Origin of the sequence: Micromonospora lupini, from assembly GCF_026342015.1 — a bacterium.
In the GTDB taxonomy this organism is placed as follows: Bacteria; Actinomycetota; Actinomycetes; order Mycobacteriales; family Micromonosporaceae; genus Micromonospora; species Micromonospora lupini_B.
The window spans coordinates 2554509-2576134 of the sequence record NZ_JAPENL010000002.1 but is presented as its reverse complement, the minus strand read 5'-3'; the positions used below and the strand labels follow the sequence as shown (position 1 = coordinate 2576134).

The window sequence follows — 21626 nt, the reverse complement described above, 5'->3', positions numbered from 1 at the left end:
TTTCCGTGACGATCCTATATCCACCTTTCTAGATGTCACGGATTGCGCTCTTCCGAAAGCGGAAGGTAAGCATTTATTACTTTTAGGTAGATGCGGGGGCGGCTGCGAATTACTGACGCGTTCGCCCGAAAGTTTGCGGTACCTTGAGGCTCGCGCCCACCCGCGCATCCTCACTCGGACGTGCCACCCCCGCCCGTCCGCGTCCACTTTCACCACATCGTGGAAGGTCCAACGGCGGACATGGGCGACGGCCTCGTTGACGAGTTCGAACGGTACATACAGGATGCGACGGTTTCGGCCGCGCTGCGGGACTGGGCGGCCGGGCGTGACGCCACAGTCCGCCCGCCGTGCCATGGCACCCGACTGCGGGGGCACAGCGGCGCGCAGCTGATCCCGGTGATCGTGCAGCAGAGCGACGGCCAGGATCCCGAGCAGCTCTACGTCAAGGTGCTGTCGGCCACGCAGGCGCGCGAGGAGACCGCCCGGCACGCGAAGGCGGTCCGGCTCGACGCGGCCTTCACCGAGCGCCACCTGGTCCCCCAGCCGTACCCGCGATATCCGGTCGGCGACGGCCGGTTCCTGATGTTCCAGGACATCGCGCACGGGGCCGAGCAGGTCGTTCCGCTCGCCGAGGTGGGCGACGACCAGCTCAGGGACGCCCATCGCACACTGCTCGACGGGGTGTGGGGGTGGCACCCCAGGGGGCGGCGGATCACCCGGACCACCGTCGGCCGGTTCGTACGACGCGAGCTGACCGACGCCGACGCCGAGACCGAGGTGTACGCGGCCGCCACGGCGATCGGCCTCGACGACCTCGACGCGGACTGGCTGCACGACCCCGTGAGCGGCGTGGTGCTGCCGAACCCGCTGCGGTTCGCCGCGGCCGGGTCGCTCTTCCACGACCTCCAACTCGACCAGCTCTGCGGGGCATCGCACGGAGACCTGCACGGGCGCAACGCCCTCTTCCCCTGCTCCCGGCCGGGCCACGTGCAGGTCAAGAAGTTCTGCCTGGTGGACCTGGACCGGTTCGCCGTCGACGCGCCGCTCACCCGCGACCTGGGCACCCTGCTCCTGGACTTCGTCCTCCCCGAGGTGGGCGAGGCCCCGCGCACCGTCCGGGCCGACGCCCTGCGCGCCCTGCTGATCGACCCGGCCGGTAGTGCCTCGGGCCGGCTGCCGGCGTTGACGGTCAAGGTGGTCAGGGCAAGCTACGCGGTCGGGCAGGCCCTCGCCGAGAAGGGCAGCTGGGTGAGAACCTGGCGGGCGCAGTACCTGCTCTCCCTGCTGAGCCAGGCGTTGATCTGCTGCACGTACGACGATGCCGGGCCCGCCGGACGCGCCTGGTATCTCCGACTGGCCGCCCACGCGGCGCTCGCCTACCAGCGAGAGTTCCGCCCCGAGATCACCCCGCCCGCGGCGACCGGCCTGCCCACACTGCCGGGTACCGCCCCGCAGCCCGCGTTCCCGTCCAACGACCGGTCGGCCCGGTTCGACGCGGTGGGGCCGCTGCCGAGCCAGCAGAACCGCAGCGCGCCACTGGACCGGACGCCGACGGACCAGGTTCGACCGTCCGCCGACCCGGAGGCACCCCCGTGGCCCTGGGGAATGATCCCGATCCAGCAGCGACCGACGCCCGGCGGCTGGCACGGCATGTCCCGGCACCCGGCGGCGCTCCCGACCGCCCGCTCCGGCGACGAGAACGGGCCATCACAGCGCCCGGTCGCCCCGACGCCCGCCGGCAATCCGCCGGCCGGGAACGCCCCCGCCGGCAACACGCCCGCCGGGATCGCGCCGGCCGGGAATCGCCCGGGACCGGCCGCGACCGGCAACGCGCCCGCCGGCAGCCGACCGGGCGCGACGCCCACGGGGAACGTGGCCAGCGTCATCCGTGCCGGTGTGCCGGGCCGACCGACCCTGCGCGACGGCGGACGGCGCGTCAACCGGCCGGCCCCGCGGCATGCCGTCTCCGCCCGGACGAACGCGATCCCGCGACCCCGCCGTGCCACGGGCGGGGGCTCCAGGGTCGCGCCGACAGGCTCGAGCCGGATCGGCCGGGTGCCCCCGAAGCTGCGGGCAGTCCTGGCGATCCTGCTCGGCAGCGTGTCGTTGACCTCGCTTGTGGCGGTCGGCACCTCCGCGAACCGGGGGCGCGGGGAGACCCGGGTCGCCCCGACCGAGGCCCTACCGGGCGGCCTGTCGTCGGGCAGTGCCACCCCTGCGTACACCGGCAGTGCCCGTCGTCTCGCGGAGCTCGCGCTGGCGGTCGCCGGGATGACGCCGACGATCCACAACGGGTCGTACACAGTTGCCTGTCGGCGGATCTGGGCGCCGGCGGACCTCGCGCCGGGAGTCGATCGGAAGAGCTACCGGGATGAGCAACTGTGGTGGGCGCCTGCCCTGTCCGGCCGCCGGACCGTCACCCTGATCGCGGGCGGTCGCCCGTCCGGCGAGCCCACGTCTGCGTCGTACGGTCCGGGTGACCTGACCGAGATCCCGCCGGCGCCCTCGGCGGACCCGGTGGAGCTGCGCGGACAACTCGCCGCCCAGTTGGGTGAGCTGCCCGAGGAGCTGCGCACCGCCGCCGGGATGATCACCGTGCTCAGCCGCATCTTCCGCTACCACCTGCTGAGCCCGGCACAGATCTCGGCGCTGTTGTTGGAGTTGGCGGCGATGCCGGGCATCCAGGACCGGGGCGCGTACCCGGACTGGAACGACAGGACCGGGTACGCCTTCAGCGCCGACGACACAGTGGGTCGCCGGGAGACGGTGCAGTTCGACCCGCACACCGGCGAGCTGCTCAGCCACGAGACGACAACGGTGCGCGACAACCAGATCCTCGACTACGTGCTCAACCTGAGCAAGGCGCGGACCGACCGGACCGTCGGCCCCGGCTGCGCCTGACCGATCGGCGCGGGTCAGCAGCGACGCTGTACGTAGTTCGGCCAGTTCCGGAAGGGCGACGCGTCGCTGCGGACCCGGCTGGACGCGCCGATGTCGAAGAGCCGGGTGTCGTAGTAGTAGAACGACACCGTGCCGCTGCCGAGGTTGTAGTGCGCCGACTCGACCCGGAACTGCCAGTTCCAGGTGGCGAGGCTCTGCCGACCGCAGTCGGAGAGCCGACCCCGGGGGTAGCCGTAGTTGGGCCACTCGTAGAAGCAGTACCAGCCCGAGGGGCAGTCGGCGGCGACGAGCGTGCCGATCGGCCGCCGCAGGGTCACGACGAAAGCCCCACCGTCGTAGCTGATCTCGTTGTCGCTTATCGCCTTCCCACCCGGGTGGGCGGCCAGATAGGCAGCCATTTCCGGACCGTCGGTCGCCGCCGCGCGGGCGCGGCCGGGCGCCGGCACGACGATCAGGAGACAACTGAGTACGGCGGTGAGCAGCGTACGTAAAGGACGGGAAATGGCCATTCGACACCTCGCGATGTGGGCGCGCAGGGACGGACAGACGACAGCACCGGCCAGGTGTGACGACCGGTGCCAGCGCGGCGAATTTCTGCGGTACGCCGCCACGCCAGCGTATGGACAAGCCGCGATTGATCGCCAGATCGAGGCGGTGCGGCATTTTGACAATGCACTATGGAGGCAAGATTGCGGGCTTCCCATTTTGCCGAAATACGCGCCGGTGGAAGTTGCGGGCAGGGATCCGCCAGCCAGTGGGAAGCGACATTGATACTTGTCCATGGTGAATACGATTCGGGCCATGCGTGCCCGCCGTGTCACCACAGCCGTCGTCCTCGCCGCGCTGGCGAGCCTGCTTGCCACCGCCCCCGCCCGAGCCGACGACACCCCGGCGCTGACCACCCCCGGCAGCCCGATGGTGCTGGTCAACGAGCCACACCAGGTCACCCTGAGTTGGGCGCCCGCCACCTGGGCGGGCGAGCCGACCGGCGACGGCCCGATCAGCTACGAGGTGCAGGCGCCGCTGGGCCCCTACACGTACCGCCTCCTGGGCACCACCACCGCCACCACCCTCACGCTTACCGACCTCGCGCCCGGCACGACGTACCGGATCGCAATCGCCGCCCGCGCGCCCGGCGGCTACTCCGACACCTCGACCGCGACTGCCGTCCGCACCGCCGCCGGCCGCGCCACCGTCGGCTACCGCAACCTGGACTGGTCGGCCACGAACAACCAGATCCAGTACGTCCTCGAGGTCACCAACACCGGCAGCGGGCCGCTCGATTTGGCGACGGTGCGGGTGCGCTACCACCTGCGCTTCGAGGGCGGCAACACCTCGCTGGTGACCAATTGCGACTGGGCCGCGCTGGGCTGCGACCGCATCCGGCAGACCGTCGGCTTCTACGTGCCGCCGGGCACGCCGCCCGGCTATCCGGTCCCCGGCACCACGATCCCCGGCTGGGCCGAGCTGACCTTCACCGACGGGACGCTCGCGCCGGGGGCGTCGACCGGGCCGATCCAGCTACGCCACCACAGGCACAGTTGGAGCGACATCGACGAACGCGACGACCCGAGCTGGCTCGCCACCACGGGCCAGTGGACCGAGAACGACCGGATCACGCTTGACGTCGACGGGGTACGCGAATTCGGCGACACGTTCGGCTGATGCGCTCAGCCGACGCGCCAGTGCGTCAGCGGACTACCCGCTTGACTACTTCGCTCCGGTGGCGAGCCAACGCCTCCTTGTCGGGTCGGTCATTCACCGGCGGAAGTGAGAGCCGCCGGCCCTCCAGTTCGGCGTAGTGATCGAGGCCGGTCGCCATCCGCACCCGATAGGACCCGTCGATCCACAGATAGCCTCGGTCGAAGAGATTGTGCAGGTCGGCGCGAAGCAGAAGGCCGTTGGTGACTCGGTTGGTGGCGGGCCCGTCGTATGGAGAGATGTGAGCCGCCTGGAGCACAGCCTCCACGTCGCAGCCGGTGATGGCGCAACGCCCTCCGTACGCCGTGAGAAGCCGCTGACGGAAGTCCGCCTGGCCCTGCCGCGCGGTGACCTCGGCAAGCCTTCGACGCCGCCCCTCAGGCAGGCTCTCGGGCTCCGGGGCCTGTCGGTCGGCCAGGGCCTTCGCCAGGTTGTCGGATTCCCCCGGCTGAAGTGCTCGCACCCGCTGCACCCCTACCTGAAGGACGTCAGACGCAGCCACGACGCTCGACAGCAGTGTGCGGGTCAGCGGAACATCCCAGCGGATCTCAAGCGACCAGTGGACGGCGCCCTCGTCGACACGTTGGCACGGGTCCGACCAGGCGATGCCGGCGCCCACCAGGCGTTGGTGAGGTGCGGTGGCGTAGATCCATATCCGGTCGCCAGCCCTGATCTGGTGGAAGCAGGAGGACAAGCTCCACTCGGCCACATCACCCTCGCGAATACCTCGGAAGGTCTCCAGGACCCCCGGATCATCTCCCCATGCCTCACTCCGCTCGTTGGCCGGGTAGATCCATTCGGCGGGGCGAGGAGCGCGATTCAGCACGTGGTCCACAAGCGAGTAGCTATGGCCGGCACCCTGCATCGTCCGTACGGCAAGCAGCGGCGCAACCAACTCGCGCACCGCAGCGGCAAAGCGCTCATCCCCGAGGGCGGCGACCAACTCGTCGTGCCGGCCAAGCACCCGAACCTGGTCCGGCCCCGGGTCTTCGTAGTCGCACTCCTCCAAGGTCAGTCCGGGAAACGCCTTTTCGAAGGCCCGGCGTCTGGGCCAGTACCGGTCCAGGACCGACTCCCGGACGATCACGAAGCCCTCGGCCAGACCGTCGTTCGCCGGCCCCGTGGGCTCGTGCAGGACGAAGGTCTCCATTCGTTTCATGGAGACGGCCGAGAGCCGACGCGGGTTCGACGTTGTATTCGGCAGGCAGGAGAGCGTCCAATACTCGCGCTCCGTCGCCGACGCGTCCGGCACGGCCACCCTGAGGTAGGCCCGGTTCGCCGCCACCACCGCGGAGTAGTAAGGGCCGGCCATCAACCGCTCGAACTGACCCTTGCCACCGTGTGCGTCAGACATCCCGACTCCTCATCCCCACCAGCGCTGGACGGCTCGCTCTGCCACGCAACCGAGAAAGCGAGATGTTAATGAATGTCCATGCCCCACACCGCCCCTTGAGTTCCGGCTCGTCAGGATCGGTCCAATCGTCCGACAGGTGTCGGCCGCAATGGCCAATCACGACCGACCAGCAGGTCGCGCTGCCGACCGAACGCATCCAAAGACACGCATCAACCGGTGAACGGCGCGGGCGTGTGAATGCGGGTGGCGGGGATGCCGAGGGCCAGCAGCCGTGACCGGGCGCCGGCAAGCATTCCGGGCGGGCCGCACACGTAGATGTCCTGGTCGGGGCGTTGGTGGTTCAGGGCGATGGTGAGGGCTTCGCCCTGCTCGGCGGGCTCCGCGCCTGGGTCGTCGGAGAACGCCGGCACGAGCGTCAGCCAGTCGTGGGCGCACTGCAGCTTGTCGAGGGTTATCGCGTCGTACAGGTCGACGAAGGCGCGGGCACCGACGACAAGCGTCACCCGCCGGTCGGCCGGTGCGGCGGCGACCTGTTCGACCAGGGCGCGCAGCGGCGCGAGGCCGGTCCCACCGGCGACGAGCAGCAGGTCGTTCGTGCTGCGCGGGTCGCGGCTCAACCCGGTGTCAGCGGGTGGGCCGAGCCAGATCAGCTCGCCGGGGCGTACCTCCTGGACCAGGCGGTGGGAGACGGTGCCGGCGGCTACCGCGCGGACGTGCAGCTCGACGCTGCCGTCGGGGCGTGGGGCGTTGGCCGGGGAGAGCCAGCGCCAGCGGCCCGGCAGGCGTGGTGTGCACACCGGGACGGCCTGGCCTGGCCGGTAGGGCAGGCGCCGCCAGGGACGTACCGTCAGGATGGCGATGCCCGGCGACGGCCGTTCGTGGCCGATCACCTGGGCGGGCCACCAGGCCGGGCCGTCACCGACGCGGGCGGCCGCGCGGCGGACGGCGTGCGTGGCGCGGTCCACGGCCGTCTTCCACTGTGGATGCGTCCCGTGGCGGCCGACGATGGCGAGCAGCGCTTCGCCGACGGTGGTGGCGTGTGGGAGCAGGTGGTAGCGACGGTACGCGCGGCCGAGCACCAGGAGCAGCGCCGCCCGACCTGCAGGGTCGTCGTCGCCGGCCAGGAGACTGCCCAGCGTGGCGAAGAACAGCGACGCCTCGCTGTTGGGCAGCAGGCCGGGGCGGCGATCTTCGAGAGTGCACCAGAAGTCGGCGGCTGCCCGGTCGTCGATCGACGCCCAGGCGGTGGCGAGGCTCACGCGCTCACCTCGGCGGCCTGATCGTCCGGCAGGTAGTCGACGATCCGCCGATGCTGCACGTCCGACAAGCCCAGGCCGCGCCATTGGATCGCCTCGCCGTCGAGCCCGTGCGCCAGGCTCGCGGTGAGGTGCCTGACGAGCCGATCAAGGTCAACCCCGATGAGGTACGGCGACAGCTCCGCTTCCGCCAGGACCGGCCGCAGCCAACGGGCGACGTTTCCAGCCGCGGTCGTGGCACTTTCCGGGTTTTGCGGGGTGGTCATGGCGGCTCCGAGTGTGGTGACGGATCGGGGTGGCGCCGGGGCGGGCGGGTGCGGAGCTGCGCCGTTGAGGGCCGGCGCAGCTCCGGAGCCAGCACCCGCCCCGGGCCATGCATCGACCCTCACGGCTGACCAGGCACAACGGCATGTCAACGTGATCATCGAGAGCATGCACGGCAGGTATGTGGTCGACTACGCGCCGGCCAAGTCGGGCAGACTGCGGGCATGACGGAACGTCCGGTGCTGTATCTGGTCGTCTGCGCCGCTGGTCCTGCGGAACACATCGACGAGTTGGTCGACCTGCTGATCGCCGACGGATGGCGAGTGTGCATGATCGTCAGCCCGACGGCCGCAGCGTGGCTCGATCGGGCGGCGCTCCAGGACAGGACCGGCTATCTCGTACGGGTGGAGTGGCGGATGCCCGGCGACCCCGAGCCCCACCCGCCGGCCGACGTGGTGGTGGCCGCGCCGGTCACGTTCAACACGGTGACGAAGTGGGCGCTGGGCATCAATGACACGCTGGCGCTCGGCGTTCTCAACGAGTCACTGGGCGCGGGCTTGCCGATCCTCGCCTTTCCGCACGTCAAGACGGAGCTGGCCGCCCATCCGGCGTACGCGGGTCACGTGGCGGTGCTGCGCGCCGCAGGCGTGGTCGTGGCTCACGGGAAGGTGCTCAACCCGGCGCACGGGCCGAGCCGTTGGAGTGCGGTCATCGAGGCGGCGCGGTCGGCTCGACGGTCCTGACGTCCCGCAGTGCGGGCGTTATCGAGCCGCGCGATCGTCGTGGCCGACGTCGGTACGCAGACCACCGCTGGGCCGCGCCAAGCAGCGGACCGTGATGGGGTGCCGGGGCCACGAGGTGCTTGCGTTGCCACAGTCGCACCAGCCCGTCAGCGAACCCGGTTACGGACTTCCCGGGCGCGACGGCATACGCGGGGATCTGTGCCGCCCAGGCTTCGGCGGCGGCTGGCGTGTGACCGGCACGAACGAGCCGGAGCAGGAGAAGCGCGGCGTCAATCCAGTCGGCACCACGGGCGGGAGATGACCAGTCGACGAGCCGGACCTCTGCCGCTGCTCCGGGTCGCTGCCTCGCCAGGAAATTTCGTGGCGTCATGTCGGTGTGCAGGAGGGTGTCGCCGTCGACCACTTCCGGGTCGATGAGGGTTTGCCAGCGATCGGCGAAGGGTCGCAGCGCCACCGGCGGGCACGGCGTGAGCTGGCTGTTCAGCTCGGTAAGGAGCGTCGCCAGCAGCGGCAGGTCAGGTGATCCGGGTGTCAGGTCGGGATGCCGCCCCGCGACATGCTCGAAGCCGAGGAGTTCCCAGCCGTCGCGTTCGACGACCCACAACAGGCGAGGGGCCACCTCCGGCAGCCAAGGGTTGACTCGGGCCTCGTTGCGGTAAAGCCACGCAATCGGGCTGCTCGTCTCCCCACCCTTGCAGAAGAACCTCCCGCTGGCGGTGTCGAGGGTGAGCGCCACGTCGCAGGAGGCGCCGGTGGGGATCGTCTCGGCCGAACAGATCGGGCCGGTGTGCCGCGCGACATCCGCCCGTACCTGCTCGGGTAGCTCGTGCCATTGGCGACGAGTTGACATACGGCGGCCCTCCGGACGGCGAGCGGTCCCGGGCAGTGTAAGCCCGGGACCGCTGGTCAGCCGCCCTATCCGGTCGGGCTGTCGGTGCATCCGGCATGGCACTGCGTGCACTCGGCCGCGCCCACATTTGTCCAGAGCGCGGCATCCACCGTGAAGCCAGCGGCTCGGATCGCGTCGACCGTCCGCGAGATCGGGGCACCGATCGGGTGTGGGACGTCATCGTCGGGTGTGGGCTCGGGCTCGTGATGGATAAAGCGGCCGGCGATGCGGTCACAAAACTCCGCGTAGTCGTACGTGTGCAGGATGAACGTGTGCCAGCCGATGTCGACCAGAGCGCTCGGGCCGATCGGCTGGGCGGTGACGGCGCAGGTGCCGAGGAAGGCGAGCCCCTGGTCCAGGATCCTGGGCGGCAGGTCGGGGGCCAACTCGGGATGGTCGTGGGCGATACGGGCGGACAACCGAGCGAAGAGCTCGTCGGAGACGAGGGCCCTTCCGGTGCTCCTTCGGGACGTGGTCAGCAGCATGACGCTCCTTTCGGTGGCTTTTACCGACCGTGCGGCCCGGCAGCCTCCTGACGCATACCGACGCGAACATCATCGATATGCGCGCTGCGTATACCGCGACGCCACACAGCGGGTTCAATGGTTAGGCTCGATGAGGTGACATGGACGGAGCCGTCGGTGACCCACTCGAACTGCCCCCGGTGCGGCGGACGGCTGGCCCGGGACAACAACACCGGCCGGTGTACGCCGTGCCAGGCCGCCGAACGTGATCGACTGAGCGCGCCGCCGGTGGTGCCGGCGAGCTTCTGGGACCACCAGCCGATGCGCCTTGCCCTCTCAGAGCGGCATCTCGGTCGGGTGATCCGGGCGTACCGCTGCCATCCGTACCACGGGCGGGTCGCCTTGCCGCAGAGCGTCGTCGCGGGGTGGCTGGGGATAACACAGGCGCAGCTCAGCCGAGTGGAGAACGGACCCCCGCTCGTACACCTGGACAGGCTGTCGCACTGGGCACAGCTCCTTCGGGTGCCGCCGGAGAGCCTTTGGTTCCGCCTTCCTGGTCAGCCCCAATGGGCCGGGGCACGCGCCGCGAATAACGCCCATGGCGACGAGCAGCGCGGGCATGCAGTCATGGCGGTTAACGTGGGGGAGGCACCAAAGCAAGGGGGTGGCGCTACGGACCGCCGACGCTTCAACGTCTTGGCTGCACTCGCGGGGCTCGCTGCGGGCGGCCACACGTACCTGCTCGCGGGACCCGGTGAGGTGCCCGGCAACATCAGCCTGGAGCAGGTACGGCTGGCGGGTTCCCTCGTCGATGACCTTCGGCAAGCAGATGCGGCAGCGGGCGCCGACCTGCTCTGCGACGTGGCAATTCACGCGCACGCCCGGCTGTCCGCCTGGGCGGCGCGGGCGAGCTACAGCAGGGAGGTCGGTGACGCGCTCCAAAGCGCCCTGGCTGATCTCTCCATCGAGGCAGCCTGGCTCGCAATCGACGCCGATCGCCGGCCTGAGGCGAGGCCCTACCTGCACGAAGCCATCACTCGGGCACGAATCGCGGACGACCCACAGGTGGAAGTCCGTGCCCTCACTCACCTGTCCCTGCTGATCCGCGAGAGTCAGCCTGGCGAGTCGCTGCACTGCGCCGAAGCGGCCCTTCGCATCTCCGCCGGGTGGGCCACACCTCGACTCACCACGTTGCTGCACCTGCGAAGGGCACCTGCCTACGCGGTCCTTGGGGATGCCAGTGGGTTCGGTCGCGAGATGGCCAAGGCCCGCCGGGAGTTGGACCGCGGCACTCACGAGGATGACCAGGGGTTCGTTCACTTCGTGAACGAACAAGAGCTGAACGGAATCGAAGGGCTCTCGTTTCTGGCCCTCGGCAGAGCCGAACGGGCTGTTCAGTCGTTGCGCGCCATCATCGCCAACCCCTCACCAAATCACCGGCGGAACCAGGTCTACTACACTGTGCACCTGGCTGAGGCGGCGTACCAGCAGGGCGACGTCAACGAGGCGGCACGTATCGCTCTGGACGTTCTGCCCGCCGTCAGCCAGATGAACTCGAAGCGAATCAGCCAACATCTCGCGCAGGTGCGCCGACGTTTGGCGGCACCACGCCAGACAACCACCACAACCCGGCAGTTCGTCGACGCATACGACGAGGCGGTGCGTCCGTGACCGACGGCTTAATTCTTCGTCGTTACAGTGCCGACGAGGCCAAGGGGCTTCTCGATCAGCTTGTTGACCTCTACCTGGAGGTATACGTAGGTAGCGGCGAGTTTTACAGTGAAGATCGATACCGGCGCCAACTCGACCTACACATGCAGAGATCGGGGTGGGAGTTGGTTACTGCCACGATCGGCGGCGCCATAGTTGGCTACATCTATGGTTTTCCACTACCTCCAGAGACGCAGTGGTGGGAAGGCATCCACGAGCCTGTGCCGCCCGGGTTCACCGAGGAGGACGGGACACGCACCTTTGCGCTCAGCGAGCTGCTGGTTCACCGGGCCTGGCGGCGTCAGGGCATCGCCGCGGCGCTGCACAATGTGCTGGTCACCAGCCGGACCGAGGCGCGAACCACGCTCTTGGTCCACCCCGACAATGCCACCGCTCAAACCGCATATCGCTCGTGGGGCTGGCGCAAGGTCACAGAGCTGCAGCCGCAGTGGAAGGGGGCGCCAACCTTCGCCGTCTTAGTCCACATCTCTGGCGGCGACCCGCCTGGACCTCCCGGTTAGCACGCTGACCACGATCGTCGGCCTTTACCGTCTAGAAGCGCAGCGTGGCCCGTCGACATGCAGTCATTGGTTGCGGACGCGTACGTCCGAGGCGCTGCGCGGCGACGAGTCGGGGTGTTGCGCATTGGCGTTGCGGAGCCTGGGGTCGCCGAGGCCGCCAGAGCCAACACGCCCTGCAATCGAAGGTTCACTCTATGTACCCATAGCACCTCAACTTGTCGAACTCCTGCCAGACAGGGTCAAATAGCGGTTGCCGCACTGACCGGCGCGGCAACCGCCCCGGTGCTCTCGCGTGAAGCAGGATCTACCTGCAGCCGTCCTCAAAGCACGCTGCGATCACGGCCCAAAGGAGGTCCCGTGGCCAAGCCGCTGGAACTGCCATTGTTCGAACTCGAGGACTTGAACATCGATGCCCCGAGCGACTTCACCATCGGAGAACCACTTCGGGTGTTCGATCTCTTTGCGGGGGCTGGAGGGCTTTCCCAAGGGTTCCTTCAAGCCGGTTTCACAGTCGTTGGCGCATCTGACATCGATCCCGATGCGTCTGCCACTTACGCCTTGAATTTCCAAACAGCACAGGCCATTTGTGGTGACATTCGGTCCCCAGAGATACGGGAGAAGATACTTGAGGCCAGCAAGGGCGTTGATGTTGTAGTAGGTGGCCCACCATGCCAGGCATTTTCCCAGGTGCGCAACCACTCCAGGATTATCGACGACCCAAGGAACTCCCTATACCGCGAGTTCGTCAAGGCTGTCGCTGAGATCAAGCCTGCTGCGTTCTTAATGGAGAACGTTCCAGGAATGGCGCAGATGGGCGTCCTTCAGCAGGTGAGAGAGGATCTGGAGCTAGATGGCGCCTATCGAGTGATGGCACGCGTTGTAGATGCCACAGACTTCGGCGTGCCCCAGACGCGGGAGCGACTCGTTTTCGTCGGGCTTCGCGACGACCTGAAGGTACCCTTTCCGACCTTAACTGGCAAGGAAGCAACTGCGTATCTGACGTTGTCTCGACGAGGGAAAGGCAAATATGTCATTGAAGGTCGCCGGGACGAAGCCAAGGCAGCCTCTCTTCTCGGAGCCTTGGCCGATGCCGACGACCTGAGCTTAGTCTCAACCGAGCAAGCAATATCCGATCTACGCATTTTGCATGCCGGTCGGCGACAAGACGAGATCGATGTCGCGGACCTAGGGGAAGCCGAGTCGGCCTACCAGCGCTTGATGCGCAAAGAGCTGGGCGAGGTGCTTACTAACGTAAGTGTCCCTCGGATAAATCCGGACACCGTCACCCGGCTTCAAGGAATTCCGGCTGGGGGCAATCACCGCGACCTGTCCGAAGAATTGACTGCCAGGTATATAAGTGGCCAAAAATGGGGGCCGAGCACTGGCAGTGGAAGGCTCGCGCGAGCACATTTCTACGCTTACCGCCGCCTGCACCCCGGCATGTGGGCATGGACTTTGAACACAAAGGCGGACAGCGCTTACCACTACAGTTCAACAAGGGCGCTCAGTGTCCGCGAGTTCGCACGACTACAGTCCTTCCCTGATCATTTTACATTCACAACGAACCCAATGGGAGGTAAACTGCCTGGGCGCATCGATGGCGGACCGGCCCATTCTAGATACAGACAAGTGGGTAACGCAGTTCCTCCGCTTCTAGCCGAGGCGCTCGCTCGACGGGTTCGAGCCCTTGTATGGAAGGCTCGCAACGAGGCCTAGATAGCCTCGCCACAGGACCCCTGTCGCAGAAGTGTTCCTTAGTTGGGTGATAACCAATATCCTTCTATGCCCACTCATCTCGTGATTTGCCACATTCCAATCTCGGAGCTTGCTTCAGACGAAGCTGACTAACATATAGTCCTGGGCGGGTGGCCATCCCGCCCATCCGCAATGGTGCAGCCTAGATGGCTCCACTCTGGCTGGCCTAATCGGTGTCCAGCGGCAGGTCGCTGGTCACCTCGCGACCCGGCTGGCAGGCGACTTCCACCCTCGCCCATCTCGACAACGCTGATGCAGCGCATAACTTTGCCTCAGACCCTGCCGTCAGCATGCGCGACTTCCTGGCGATAAATCAATAGGGCCTCGGACTACTCGCCATGTTGGCCGAATGCCCGAGAGAACTGCTCGGCGATCATTCGGCGTGCGCCCGCGAGCGACTCCGACCGAGTCGAGGACTACACGCTGCACCTCCCCGGCAAGCGTCGGCGGCAGGGCATGCACCTTAGGCAGACTCTGGGCTCGGCTCCCCAAGCCCTCTCCCCAGGGACCACACCCATCAGTCCTACACACATCACCTACGAAGCTTGACAGGTCGAGGCCACTTCGACCCTAACAAGGGCGGAAGAATGGTTGAATGGGGGCTTCTAAAACAAACTGAATAAAAGCCACAAACCACAAAAAGATCGCATTTTTATCGATGCGATCTCATGGGTCCCACACGTGAGGCTGTCTCTAGTAGTCTCGCCTGGATGGACCGCGATCAAGTGCTCTTTCCAATGCCGCCCACCGACGGATCGGAGCAAGTTCAGACTGAGGCGCGATTCGTTTTCGGCGAGCAAAACCGGATACGGCTACTCAACGAATATTTCAGTAGCACCGGCAGGGTCGAGCCAGGATCCGCCTGGATGCACGTCTATCGGCTATTGCTTTGGATTGACCGAACTACCGGCCTAGCCCACTGCTACGAAAGCGATAAGTGCCAGCCGGGTCGGCCATGGTATTCAAGAAGTCTTGCATTCCATGTGTGGATTGCCGAGGAAATGGGGGTAGAGCCCGACGGACTCGATGAACACATTGATTACATGTTCCGGAGTGTAACCTCAGACCTCGCGAATGCGACGCTCCTGAAGCGGGCACAGATGAGGTCGGCAGCAGCTTCCCAGCGACGACCATATGGAGGCCTTCGCCTTCCAGAACCAGGTGAAGACTCGGCCTTGGAGTCGATAGTCACTCAACTGCTAGAGCCATACCTATCGCAGAGGCCATCGCGAGCAGCGTTGAGGAGCCTCACTGAAGAGATACAAGCTCATCTGCGACTTGAGAATAAGCGCAAGAACCTCTTAGGCGAGGGTTTCGAAGACACAGTTACCAAGATTCTTCGGCTGAGTCCCACAGTCGTCCATGAGTACGATATTCATGTCCGACCCAATCTGGACAGCCTTCCGGGGTTCCGACCGGCAATGAACGGGAGCAAGACCCGACAGGTCGATTTGGCACTCGTTCACCGCGCATCGGGAAGGCGGAAGATGATTTCATGCAAATGGAGCGTGCGGAGTGATCGCGAAGAACAGTTCGTCAGCGACTTCCAGGATTACAGCGAGCTTGACAGATCGAAGCACGGCTTCGATTATATTCTAGTCACAAATGAATTCGATCCGGCCCGACTTGCCGCCGCTTGTGAAGTGCAACGCCACGGAAAACCATTATTCAATACGGTCGTCCACGTCAACCCGAAAGGCCCTCAGGTTGCGCAGAACGCATTCATGCCCCAGCCCGGGAAACGCGCCGCCGGCAACCTTCGCATGAATCGACATATTGAGACAGGAAGACTCTCTAGTCTCGACGCTTGGATTGACGAGCTTTAGGCCACACATTGAAGAACCTCCCGCCGACGTCTGGGCAACCGCTCCGACGACCGCCGCGTGGCCCTGTCCGCTCAGGCGCCGTCCTCGCAATGTGTTGACGACGGTTTCCCTGGACGAGTACGTCGACGAGCCTCGACGCTAGGTCACGTGACGCTGACCGATGACACGGCGATCTACCGGTGGCTCCGCTCCCGGCCAGATGAGGCGGCGCAACAGTCGTCGGAACGCCGTCACGTCAATGGGCGGTATACCTGTGAGTCATAGATATGACTCACAGGTATACCACTCACAACGACAGGATCGCTCGGGCGCGCCGCTTCCCCCGCGCCGCACGGCTAACGCGACGCCCCCGCCTTCTCCGACTACGGCTTCGCGCCGACACCGGGTCGGGCCGACGATCTACAAACGCGGACGGAGGCGCCCGGGAGCGCTCGGCTGGTTTTCTGACCTACGGCTGGTTACGGGCTTGCGCAGGTTGGTGACGTGGCCGCTGGCGTCCCCGAGCTGAGGAAGCCGAAGGTCGTCGTGGCCCCGGCGGCCAGCGAGCCGTTGTAGGAGACGTTGCGGACCGTCGCGGTCGACCCGCTGGTGCTCAGGGTGCCGTTCCAGACCTGGCTGATGCTCTGGCCGTTGTTCGACTCCCACCTGACGGTCCACCCGTTGAGGGCGGCAGCACCGGCGGTCACGGTGACCTCACCCTGGAAGCCGCCGGACCACGAGTTGACGGTGCGGTACGTCGCGGTGCAGGTAGCGCCGGAGGGTGGCGGCGTGGTCGGCGCACTAGTGGTGGGCGGGGCGGACGTGGGCGGGGTGGTCGTGGGTGGTGACGTCGGCCCGTCCGGTGGCACCAGGGGGCAGGTGGCGTTGTACCGCGAGACGCCGGTGCTGTTCGCCAGGGGGCAGAGGAACTGGGTGTAGCGGGTGTCGTTGTCCAGGAACGTCTTGAGCCAGGGGATCAGGAGTCGCATCTCGGTGGGGTTCGACCTGGTGAACGAGAGGTGGTCGTTGCCGGCCAGCTCCGCCCAGGCATGTTCCACGCCTGCGGGGAGCGTGTTGTAGATGCCCTGCACGTAGGTGGGCGTGACAGTGCCGTCGTTCTGTCCCGACAGGAGCATGGTGGGGACCTGGGTGGTGGACATGTTCAGGTTGTTGCCGGGAGTGCCTGGTGCGAGGCCGACCGCCGTCTTCAGGGTCGGCCGACGGAGGGCGGCCAGGAGGGTTCCGGCGCCGCCCGCCGAGTGGCCCATGACGCCCAGCCGGTTGGCATCGACGCGGTCGCGGATCGGGCTGGTTCGGGTGAGGTAGTCAAGTGCGGCGAGCAGCTGGGTGGCGCGGGCGTCGGCGCCGTCGGTGCGGCTGTTGGTCTCGATGCCGATCACCACGAACCCGAAGGACGCCAGCCAGGGGCCCATCCAGGCTTCCTCGTTGGCGAACAGGGCGGAGTAGCCGGGGACGATCGCCACCGCACCCCAGGTGCCCTGGCTGGTGTCGGTCGGGTAGTAGACGTACCCGCCGTTGAAGCCGTTGCCCGCGGGCACTGTCGCCTGCGTCGTGGCGAACGGGCCGCGGGTGGCGGCGACGCTGGCCGGGGTCGGATCCGGACCCCGTTGGTACGGGCTGTCGGCGGCGGCCGCGTCGCGTGTCGTTGTCGCCATCGCCAGGCCGGCGACCACCGCGAGCGCGGTCGCCAGCCATCGTGTGGGCTGCCTCATCTGCGGCTCCACTGCTGGTTGGCCTGGCCGGTGCAGGTCCAGAGGACGAGCTTCGTGCCGTTGCCGGTGCCCTGGTTGTACGGGTCGAGGCAGAGGCCGGACTGCACTCCGGTGATGGTGCCGTTCGCGTTGACGTTCCACTGCTGGTTCGTCCCGCCGTGGCAGTCGTAGATGGTGACCTGGGTGCCCGGGGTGGTGCCGTAGCCGGCGGCGTCGAGGCACTTGTTGCCGTAGACGGTGAGCGTCTTGCTGGACGTGTAGGTCCACTGCTGGTTGGTGCCGCCGTGGCAGTCCCACAGCGCTACCTGGACGCCGTTGGTGGTGGAGTTGCCGGGGACGTCGACGCACCTGCCGGACAGGGTGCCCACGATCGTGGTGGTCTGTCCGCCGCCGCTGCCCGGGTTGCCGATGCTTCCGGGCACCGACTGCAACGCGCTGTACCAGCGGGCTGCCATCTTGTCGTAGCCGCCGGCGGTGGGGTGGACGCCGTCGATCAGGTCGGCGGTGGTGAGGGCGCTGTGCATGTCGACCACGTGCACCCGCTTGCCGGCGTTGACCTTGCTCTGCACGATGCCGGGGATCGCCGCGTTGAAGGTGCGAGCGGCAGCGTCCTGGCCGCTGTTGGAGATCGGGATGATCTGGGCTACGAACACCTCGGCGGTGGGCACGGTGGCGGTGATCTTGTCGATCAGCGTGGAGAGGCGGTTCGGGGCGGTGCTCACGTTGTAGTTCTGCAGGATGTCGTTGGTGCCGATGTGCAGCAGGACGGTCTGCGGTCGTTGGGTGTTCAGCCAGCCGACGATGTTCGCGTCGATCTGGTCGATGCGCCAGCCGGGATGCCCCTGGTGGTCGTGGTCACCAAGGCTGGCCGGCCCGTTGAACTGCGATCCGACCAAGTCCACCGTGTACCTGTTGGTGGCGAGACGCTGCCAGAGTCCGATCCGGTACCCGCCGGGCACCTGTGTGCCCTCGGTGATGGAGTCGCCGAGCGGCATCACCCGGACCCCGCCGTTGGATTCCGCGTTGGCCGGCCCGGTGGGTGTCACCACTCCGGCGATGACGACGCCGATCGCGGCGAGCGTCGCGAGCCATCGTGCCCTCGTGCGCATAGCTTTCTCCCCTGGTTGGTCGAGCTGGCCGAGGGCATGGGCCGGCCGGTGGGGCCACCACGGGCAGCCGGCGACCGTCTGGGAGCGGGGCCGGCCGGACCGAGCAGCCGCCGGCTGCCGGGGGTTTCCCCGGCGTACGCCGATCGTCACATCGGCATGGCGTTACTGCCTCAGCACTGGGACGAGTGTGAGCGCTAACAGAGAAGAGTGTAGATTCGTTGGGTTGATCTGGTCTACCTCTACGCCGGTGCCATGGCCTACGCCTCGGCCATTTCCCAGAACCTCGCCACCGGCTCCAACTCGGTGTCACGCTGCAGGAGCGCGATCGGAAGCGTCTGGAACCGCACCCGGAACTTGCGCTGACCGCCGGCCTGGATCTGCGCGAGGGTGGCGGCACCCGATCGATCGAGGAGCTTGACGAACTCCGGCCACAACCCGTACTTCCTCGTCCATGGCGCATGGCCGTCCGCGACCGTGTGATCCCGCTCCACGACGAGCGTGTCACCGCGATCCACGATCTTGCCGAGGTAGTAGGACGCCGCCTCGGCCATGACGCTTGGCTCGCCCTTCTCCGGTTGGCTCGGCAGGTCGACGCCGAGCAGCCGGAGCGCCGCGGACACCTCGCGCGGAATGTCGCTGAGCACGCCGGCCGTCACGATCTGGGCGAAGGTCGACGCCACGACATCTCGCATGCCGCTGAGGTCCGCGCTGCGGGTGCGAACCTCAAGGGTGTCCACCTCGCAGTCCTTCAGGCTGATCTCCCAGGTGGAGGCCGGTGGCATCGACAACTTCTGGAACTGACAGCCCTGGAAACGGACGAACTGACAGTTCGTCCCGACCAGATCGAGCGATTCGAACGTGGCGTCCTGGATCGTCTCGTTACCCAGCCGGCCCGACTGTTCGACGAGGGCGCTCCAGAGGGCGCCGACGTTGGCCCGGAACGCGACGCCTCGCTGCTCACTGAGCATCCCGGCCTGGCCGTTGGCGGCTCGGAGGACTTCCAACGTCGCGTCCGACGCGCGGCGGACGATCCGCTTGACTGTCGCGGTCCGCCACTCGGAGAGGCCGAGAGCGCCCACCACCTGCCGGATCTTGCCGTCGGTCATCGAGGCGAGCATGGCGTCCGCGAGGAAGTAGTCGTAGAACAGCTCGTGGGAGAAGGCGAAGCGTCGCTCGTTGCCGGCCGTGGTGACAGCCATGCCGCACAGCGCGGTCAACCGGCGCCGCAGTCCGCGCCGCTGGTCGAGGTCCTCGTTGTCGATGGCAACTGTCGCTGCCAGCTCCAGCTCGGCAACTGTCACCAACCGCTCGTGCTCGACGGCCATCAGCTCGGCGACGACCTGGAACAGGTTCCGCAGCTCGTCGACGGATATCAACGGCGGCTGGTCCGCGCCGACAGTCAGCTTCATTGCCTCACGGCTGATGTACTGGTCGAGGACGAGGTCGGGCAACTCGTCGCTGATTCGCTTGCCCGGGTGGGCGGCCGGTGCGGCCTGCGGCCGGTACGCCTCGACGTAGACCTTGGCGAAGAACGGCAGCCGCAGCAGGTCGCGGTCCTCGGCCGGTATCTCGTCCAGCGCCTGTGGATCGACGCCACACTGCTCAAGGAAATCGTGCAGTTGGTCGTCGGTCCACCTGTGCACCAACGCCACCCGGTGGGCCACCGAGAGATCGATGTTCTGGGCGTTGTTCTGCAGGTCGGAGCGGTACTGGCTGAGGTAGTAGGAGGAGCGGGCGGACACCACGATGACGCCGCGGCCGCCGAGGTCAGCGATCCAGGTGCGCAGCGAGCTGAGCGCGTCCCCGTAGCCGACGCCACCCCGCAACTCGTCGAAACCGTCGATGAACACGGCCATCAGCCCGTTACGGCACAGCGTCCGCACCGCGTCGTCGTTGACGTTTGGCACGTCGACCACTGCGGATCCGATCGCCTTCTGCAGGTCGTCGAGCCCGGTCGAGCGGACGTACAGGAACAGTGGCGCCTGATCGGTCGTGTGGAGATCGTCCGTCTCTTCCTCGACAGTTCGCGCACGGTTCAGAGTGGTCTTGAGGAGTGCCCGCGTCTTGCCGATCCCGGCCTCACCTGCGACGAAGTACACCTGGGTCTGGGGTCCCCGGATCTCCAGTCGACGGTCGATGTCGCGCATGAGGTCCGTGAACGGCATCGGGTTGCCGACGCGCTGCGACCCGCCGAGGTCGGTCATCTGGACGGTCGGCTCGATCTGCAGGTTGGTTGGCCGAGACCAGCCGAGCAGCGTCTGCTCCTCGTTGAGCATCTGCAGCTCGAGCCCCTGCAGGTACTGGCGGACGCGCCTGGCCACTATCGGCCAGTTGGTGATGTGTCGCAGGAACGACGCGTAGCGGAGCCATCTGTTGCCCTCCGCCAGCCACTGCCGTTCCTCGCCAGGACCGATCCGGAAGCTGTCGACGCGCTCCTCGGCGCCGGCCTCCCGCCTCTGCATCCAGAAGAAGGTGACCACGCCCCCTGCCTCGTAGTGATGCAGCTCGTAGTCGGGGTCCCGAAAACCGGCGAGGTCGGTCCGCAAGCCCTCCACGAACACGGCGAACTCGGCGTCCTCCGGCCGGGCCGTCCGCGCATCGTTCAGGGCAGCGACGAGATCCCCGTCCCTGCCCGGCACCCGCACGTCACTGCGCCCGGGGCGGATGTACACGGGTTGCTGGGACGTGTACTGCGCGTACAGACACCAACGGTCAAGGTCGTCGGCGCAGATGAACGGCCAGAGCGCCAACGACCGGTTGGGCCACCGGAGCGTGGGCCGACGGAACGACTGGTCGGTCGCCCCTGCCGTCAGGTCGACCGATGCGCCATCGAGAAAATCGTGGACGGCGGCGGTGATCCCGGACAGCGCTTCCTGGACCTGTTTGGCCAGCTCGTCCCTGGCCGGCCCGGCCGGTATGGGTCCCCCGTGGTTCGCGTGGTTGCGCAGCTTCTCCAGGGTGGCGAACTCGGGGCTGCCGCTGCGGTACGCGCGTACGACATTCAACGTCTGCTGGACCAACTCGATCACGTGCGCGTGCTGGGTGCCGGACGTGCTGCCGAGCATCGATCGAGCAGTCCTCAGATAGGCCAGATAACCGCCGAACCCTGGGGCCCGTCCGATGTTCACCTGCTGCGGATCCCTGTCGTACATGGCGGCGGCCGTGCACAGCATCGTGAAACGGAGCGAGAAGTCCAGCGCGGCCAGGTACTCGTAGAGCGTGATCCGGTCGTCGTCCAGGTAACTGGCGAGGAGCTCGTCGTACTGATCGGATGCACTTGTCACAGGCCCACCCCGGCGTCCGTTCGACAGCTGGACTTGCCCAGTGTGACGAGACCTCCACCGCGCGGTAATCAGCCAGACGGGCGGACGCGCCGCCACCTGGACCGAAACGGCCGACTGGACCGCCCGTCGACGCCTCC

Annotated in this window: 16 protein-coding genes; 7 read left to right on the top strand and 9 right to left on the bottom strand. The window is 67.1% G+C overall.

The genetic code is table 11. The features are described 5' to 3' along the window. Positions 1–240: 240 nt before the first annotated feature. A complete protein-coding gene (locus tag OOJ91_RS26800; RefSeq protein ID WP_266249236.1) occupies positions 241–2901 on the top strand; it encodes a hypothetical protein in 2661 nt (886 codons plus the stop codon). A 14-nt stretch (positions 2902–2915) separates the two neighbouring features. On the opposite strand, the gene OOJ91_RS26795 is transcribed toward OOJ91_RS26800, so the two are convergent. Then, positions 2916–3410 carry a peptidase inhibitor family I36 protein gene (locus OOJ91_RS26795; RefSeq protein WP_266249235.1) on the bottom strand — a complete coding sequence of 165 codons (495 nt, stop codon included), beginning with the start codon at positions 3408–3410 and terminating at the stop codon, positions 2916–2918. Positions 3411–3702: 292 nt separating this feature from the next. Here OOJ91_RS26795 and OOJ91_RS26790 point away from each other — a divergent pair, with 292 nt between their 5' ends. Further along, positions 3703–4566 (top strand): cellulose binding domain-containing protein, encoded by an 864-nt coding sequence (locus OOJ91_RS26790; RefSeq protein ID WP_266249234.1) that lies wholly within the window; start codon positions 3703–3705, stop codon positions 4564–4566. A 25-nt stretch (positions 4567–4591) separates the two neighbouring features. Here the strand turns inward: OOJ91_RS26790 and OOJ91_RS26785 are convergent, their stop codons facing one another. The 3 genes from OOJ91_RS26785 to OOJ91_RS26775 form a co-directional block, all read right to left on the bottom strand. Then, entirely contained in the window at positions 4592–5956 is a 1365-nt protein-coding gene (locus tag OOJ91_RS26785; protein WP_266249233.1) for an HNH endonuclease, read from the bottom strand. Between the two features lie 209 nt (positions 5957–6165). Then, positions 6166–7215, bottom strand: coding sequence for an FAD-binding oxidoreductase (locus OOJ91_RS26780; RefSeq protein WP_266249231.1), 1050 nt, complete (start codon positions 7213–7215; stop codon positions 6166–6168). After that, positions 7212–7478, bottom strand: a complete 267-nt coding sequence (locus OOJ91_RS26775; protein WP_266249229.1) for a hypothetical protein — start codon at positions 7476–7478, stop codon at positions 7212–7214. The genes OOJ91_RS26780 and OOJ91_RS26775 overlap by 4 nt, the downstream gene beginning before the upstream one ends. Positions 7479–7700: 222 nt before the next feature. Between OOJ91_RS26775 and OOJ91_RS26770 the strand changes: the two genes are divergently transcribed. Next, the gene (locus OOJ91_RS26770; RefSeq protein WP_266249227.1) at positions 7701–8219 is read left to right on the top strand and encodes a flavoprotein; all 519 of its coding nucleotides are present in this window, start codon (positions 7701–7703) and stop codon (positions 8217–8219) included. Here OOJ91_RS26770 and OOJ91_RS26765 read toward each other — a convergent pair. Together OOJ91_RS26765 and OOJ91_RS26760 are read right to left on the bottom strand one after the other, a co-directional pair. Then, the gene (locus tag OOJ91_RS26765) at positions 8185–8955 is read right to left on the bottom strand and encodes a hypothetical protein (RefSeq protein WP_266249226.1); all 771 of its coding nucleotides are present in this window, start codon (positions 8953–8955) and stop codon (positions 8185–8187) included. The genes OOJ91_RS26770 and OOJ91_RS26765 overlap by 35 nt on opposite strands. A gap of 179 nt (positions 8956–9134) precedes the next feature. Next, positions 9135–9494, bottom strand: a complete 360-nt coding sequence (locus OOJ91_RS26760) for a glycine-rich domain-containing protein (RefSeq protein WP_266249224.1) — start codon at positions 9492–9494, stop codon at positions 9135–9137. A 255-nt stretch (positions 9495–9749) separates the two neighbouring features. On the opposite strand from OOJ91_RS26760, the gene OOJ91_RS26755 reads away from it, so the two are divergent. From OOJ91_RS26755 to OOJ91_RS26740, 4 genes are all read left to right on the top strand, one after another. Then, a complete protein-coding gene (locus tag OOJ91_RS26755) occupies positions 9750–11243 on the top strand; it encodes a helix-turn-helix domain-containing protein (protein WP_266249223.1) in 1494 nt (497 codons plus the stop codon). Beyond that, complete coding sequence (locus OOJ91_RS26750; RefSeq protein WP_266249221.1) at positions 11240–11803, top strand: GNAT family N-acetyltransferase; 564 nt, start codon at positions 11240–11242, stop codon at positions 11801–11803. The genes OOJ91_RS26755 and OOJ91_RS26750 overlap by 4 nt, the downstream gene beginning before the upstream one ends. Positions 11804–12160: 357 nt before the next feature. Further along, positions 12161–13519 carry a DNA cytosine methyltransferase gene (locus OOJ91_RS26745; protein ID WP_266249219.1) on the top strand — a complete coding sequence of 453 codons (1359 nt, stop codon included), beginning with the start codon at positions 12161–12163 and terminating at the stop codon, positions 13517–13519. Positions 13520–14979: 1460 nt separating this feature from the next. Then, positions 14980–15384, top strand: coding sequence for a hypothetical protein (locus OOJ91_RS26740; RefSeq protein WP_266249217.1), 405 nt, complete (start codon positions 14980–14982; stop codon positions 15382–15384). A 458-nt stretch (positions 15385–15842) separates the two neighbouring features. Here OOJ91_RS26740 and OOJ91_RS26735 read toward each other — a convergent pair whose 3' ends face one another. From OOJ91_RS26735 to OOJ91_RS26725, 3 genes are all read right to left on the bottom strand, one after another. Further along, positions 15843–17096 (bottom strand): poly(ethylene terephthalate) hydrolase family protein, encoded by a 1254-nt coding sequence (locus tag OOJ91_RS26735; protein WP_266249215.1) that lies wholly within the window; start codon positions 17094–17096, stop codon positions 15843–15845. After that, positions 17093–18205 carry a ricin-type beta-trefoil lectin domain protein gene (locus tag OOJ91_RS26730; RefSeq protein WP_266249213.1) on the bottom strand — a complete coding sequence of 371 codons (1113 nt, stop codon included), beginning with the start codon at positions 18203–18205 and terminating at the stop codon, positions 17093–17095. Before OOJ91_RS26730 ends, OOJ91_RS26735 begins: the two co-directional genes overlap by 4 nt. A gap of 257 nt (positions 18206–18462) precedes the next feature. Then, positions 18463–21489, bottom strand: coding sequence for a hypothetical protein (locus tag OOJ91_RS26725; RefSeq protein WP_266249211.1), 3027 nt, complete (start codon positions 21487–21489; stop codon positions 18463–18465). Between the last annotated feature and the right edge of the window lie 137 nt (positions 21490–21626).

Excerpts from the sequence above, each read along its gene's own strand:
- OOJ91_RS26785 (WP_266249233.1), bottom strand. The coding sequence starts at position 5,956 with ATGTCTGACGCACACGGTGGCAAGGGTCAGTTCGAGCGGTTGATGGCC.
- OOJ91_RS26740 (WP_266249217.1), top strand. The coding sequence starts at position 14,980 with ATGAACGGGAGCAAGACCCGACAGGTCGATTTGGCACTCGTTCACCGC.
- OOJ91_RS26795 (WP_266249235.1), bottom strand. The coding sequence starts at position 3,410 with ATGGCCATTTCCCGTCCTTTACGTACGCTGCTCACCGCCGTACTCAGT.
- OOJ91_RS26770 (WP_266249227.1), top strand. The coding sequence starts at position 7,701 with ATGACGGAACGTCCGGTGCTGTATCTGGTCGTCTGCGCCGCTGGTCCT.
- OOJ91_RS26775 (WP_266249229.1), bottom strand. The coding sequence starts at position 7,478 with ATGACCACCCCGCAAAACCCGGAAAGTGCCACGACCGCGGCTGGAAAC.
- OOJ91_RS26790 (WP_266249234.1), top strand. The coding sequence starts at position 3,703 with ATGCGTGCCCGCCGTGTCACCACAGCCGTCGTCCTCGCCGCGCTGGCG.
- OOJ91_RS26800 (WP_266249236.1), top strand. The coding sequence starts at position 241 with ATGGGCGACGGCCTCGTTGACGAGTTCGAACGGTACATACAGGATGCG.
- OOJ91_RS26730 (WP_266249213.1), bottom strand. The coding sequence starts at position 18,205 with ATGCGCACGAGGGCACGATGGCTCGCGACGCTCGCCGCGATCGGCGTC.
- OOJ91_RS26735 (WP_266249215.1), bottom strand. The coding sequence starts at position 17,096 with ATGAGGCAGCCCACACGATGGCTGGCGACCGCGCTCGCGGTGGTCGCC.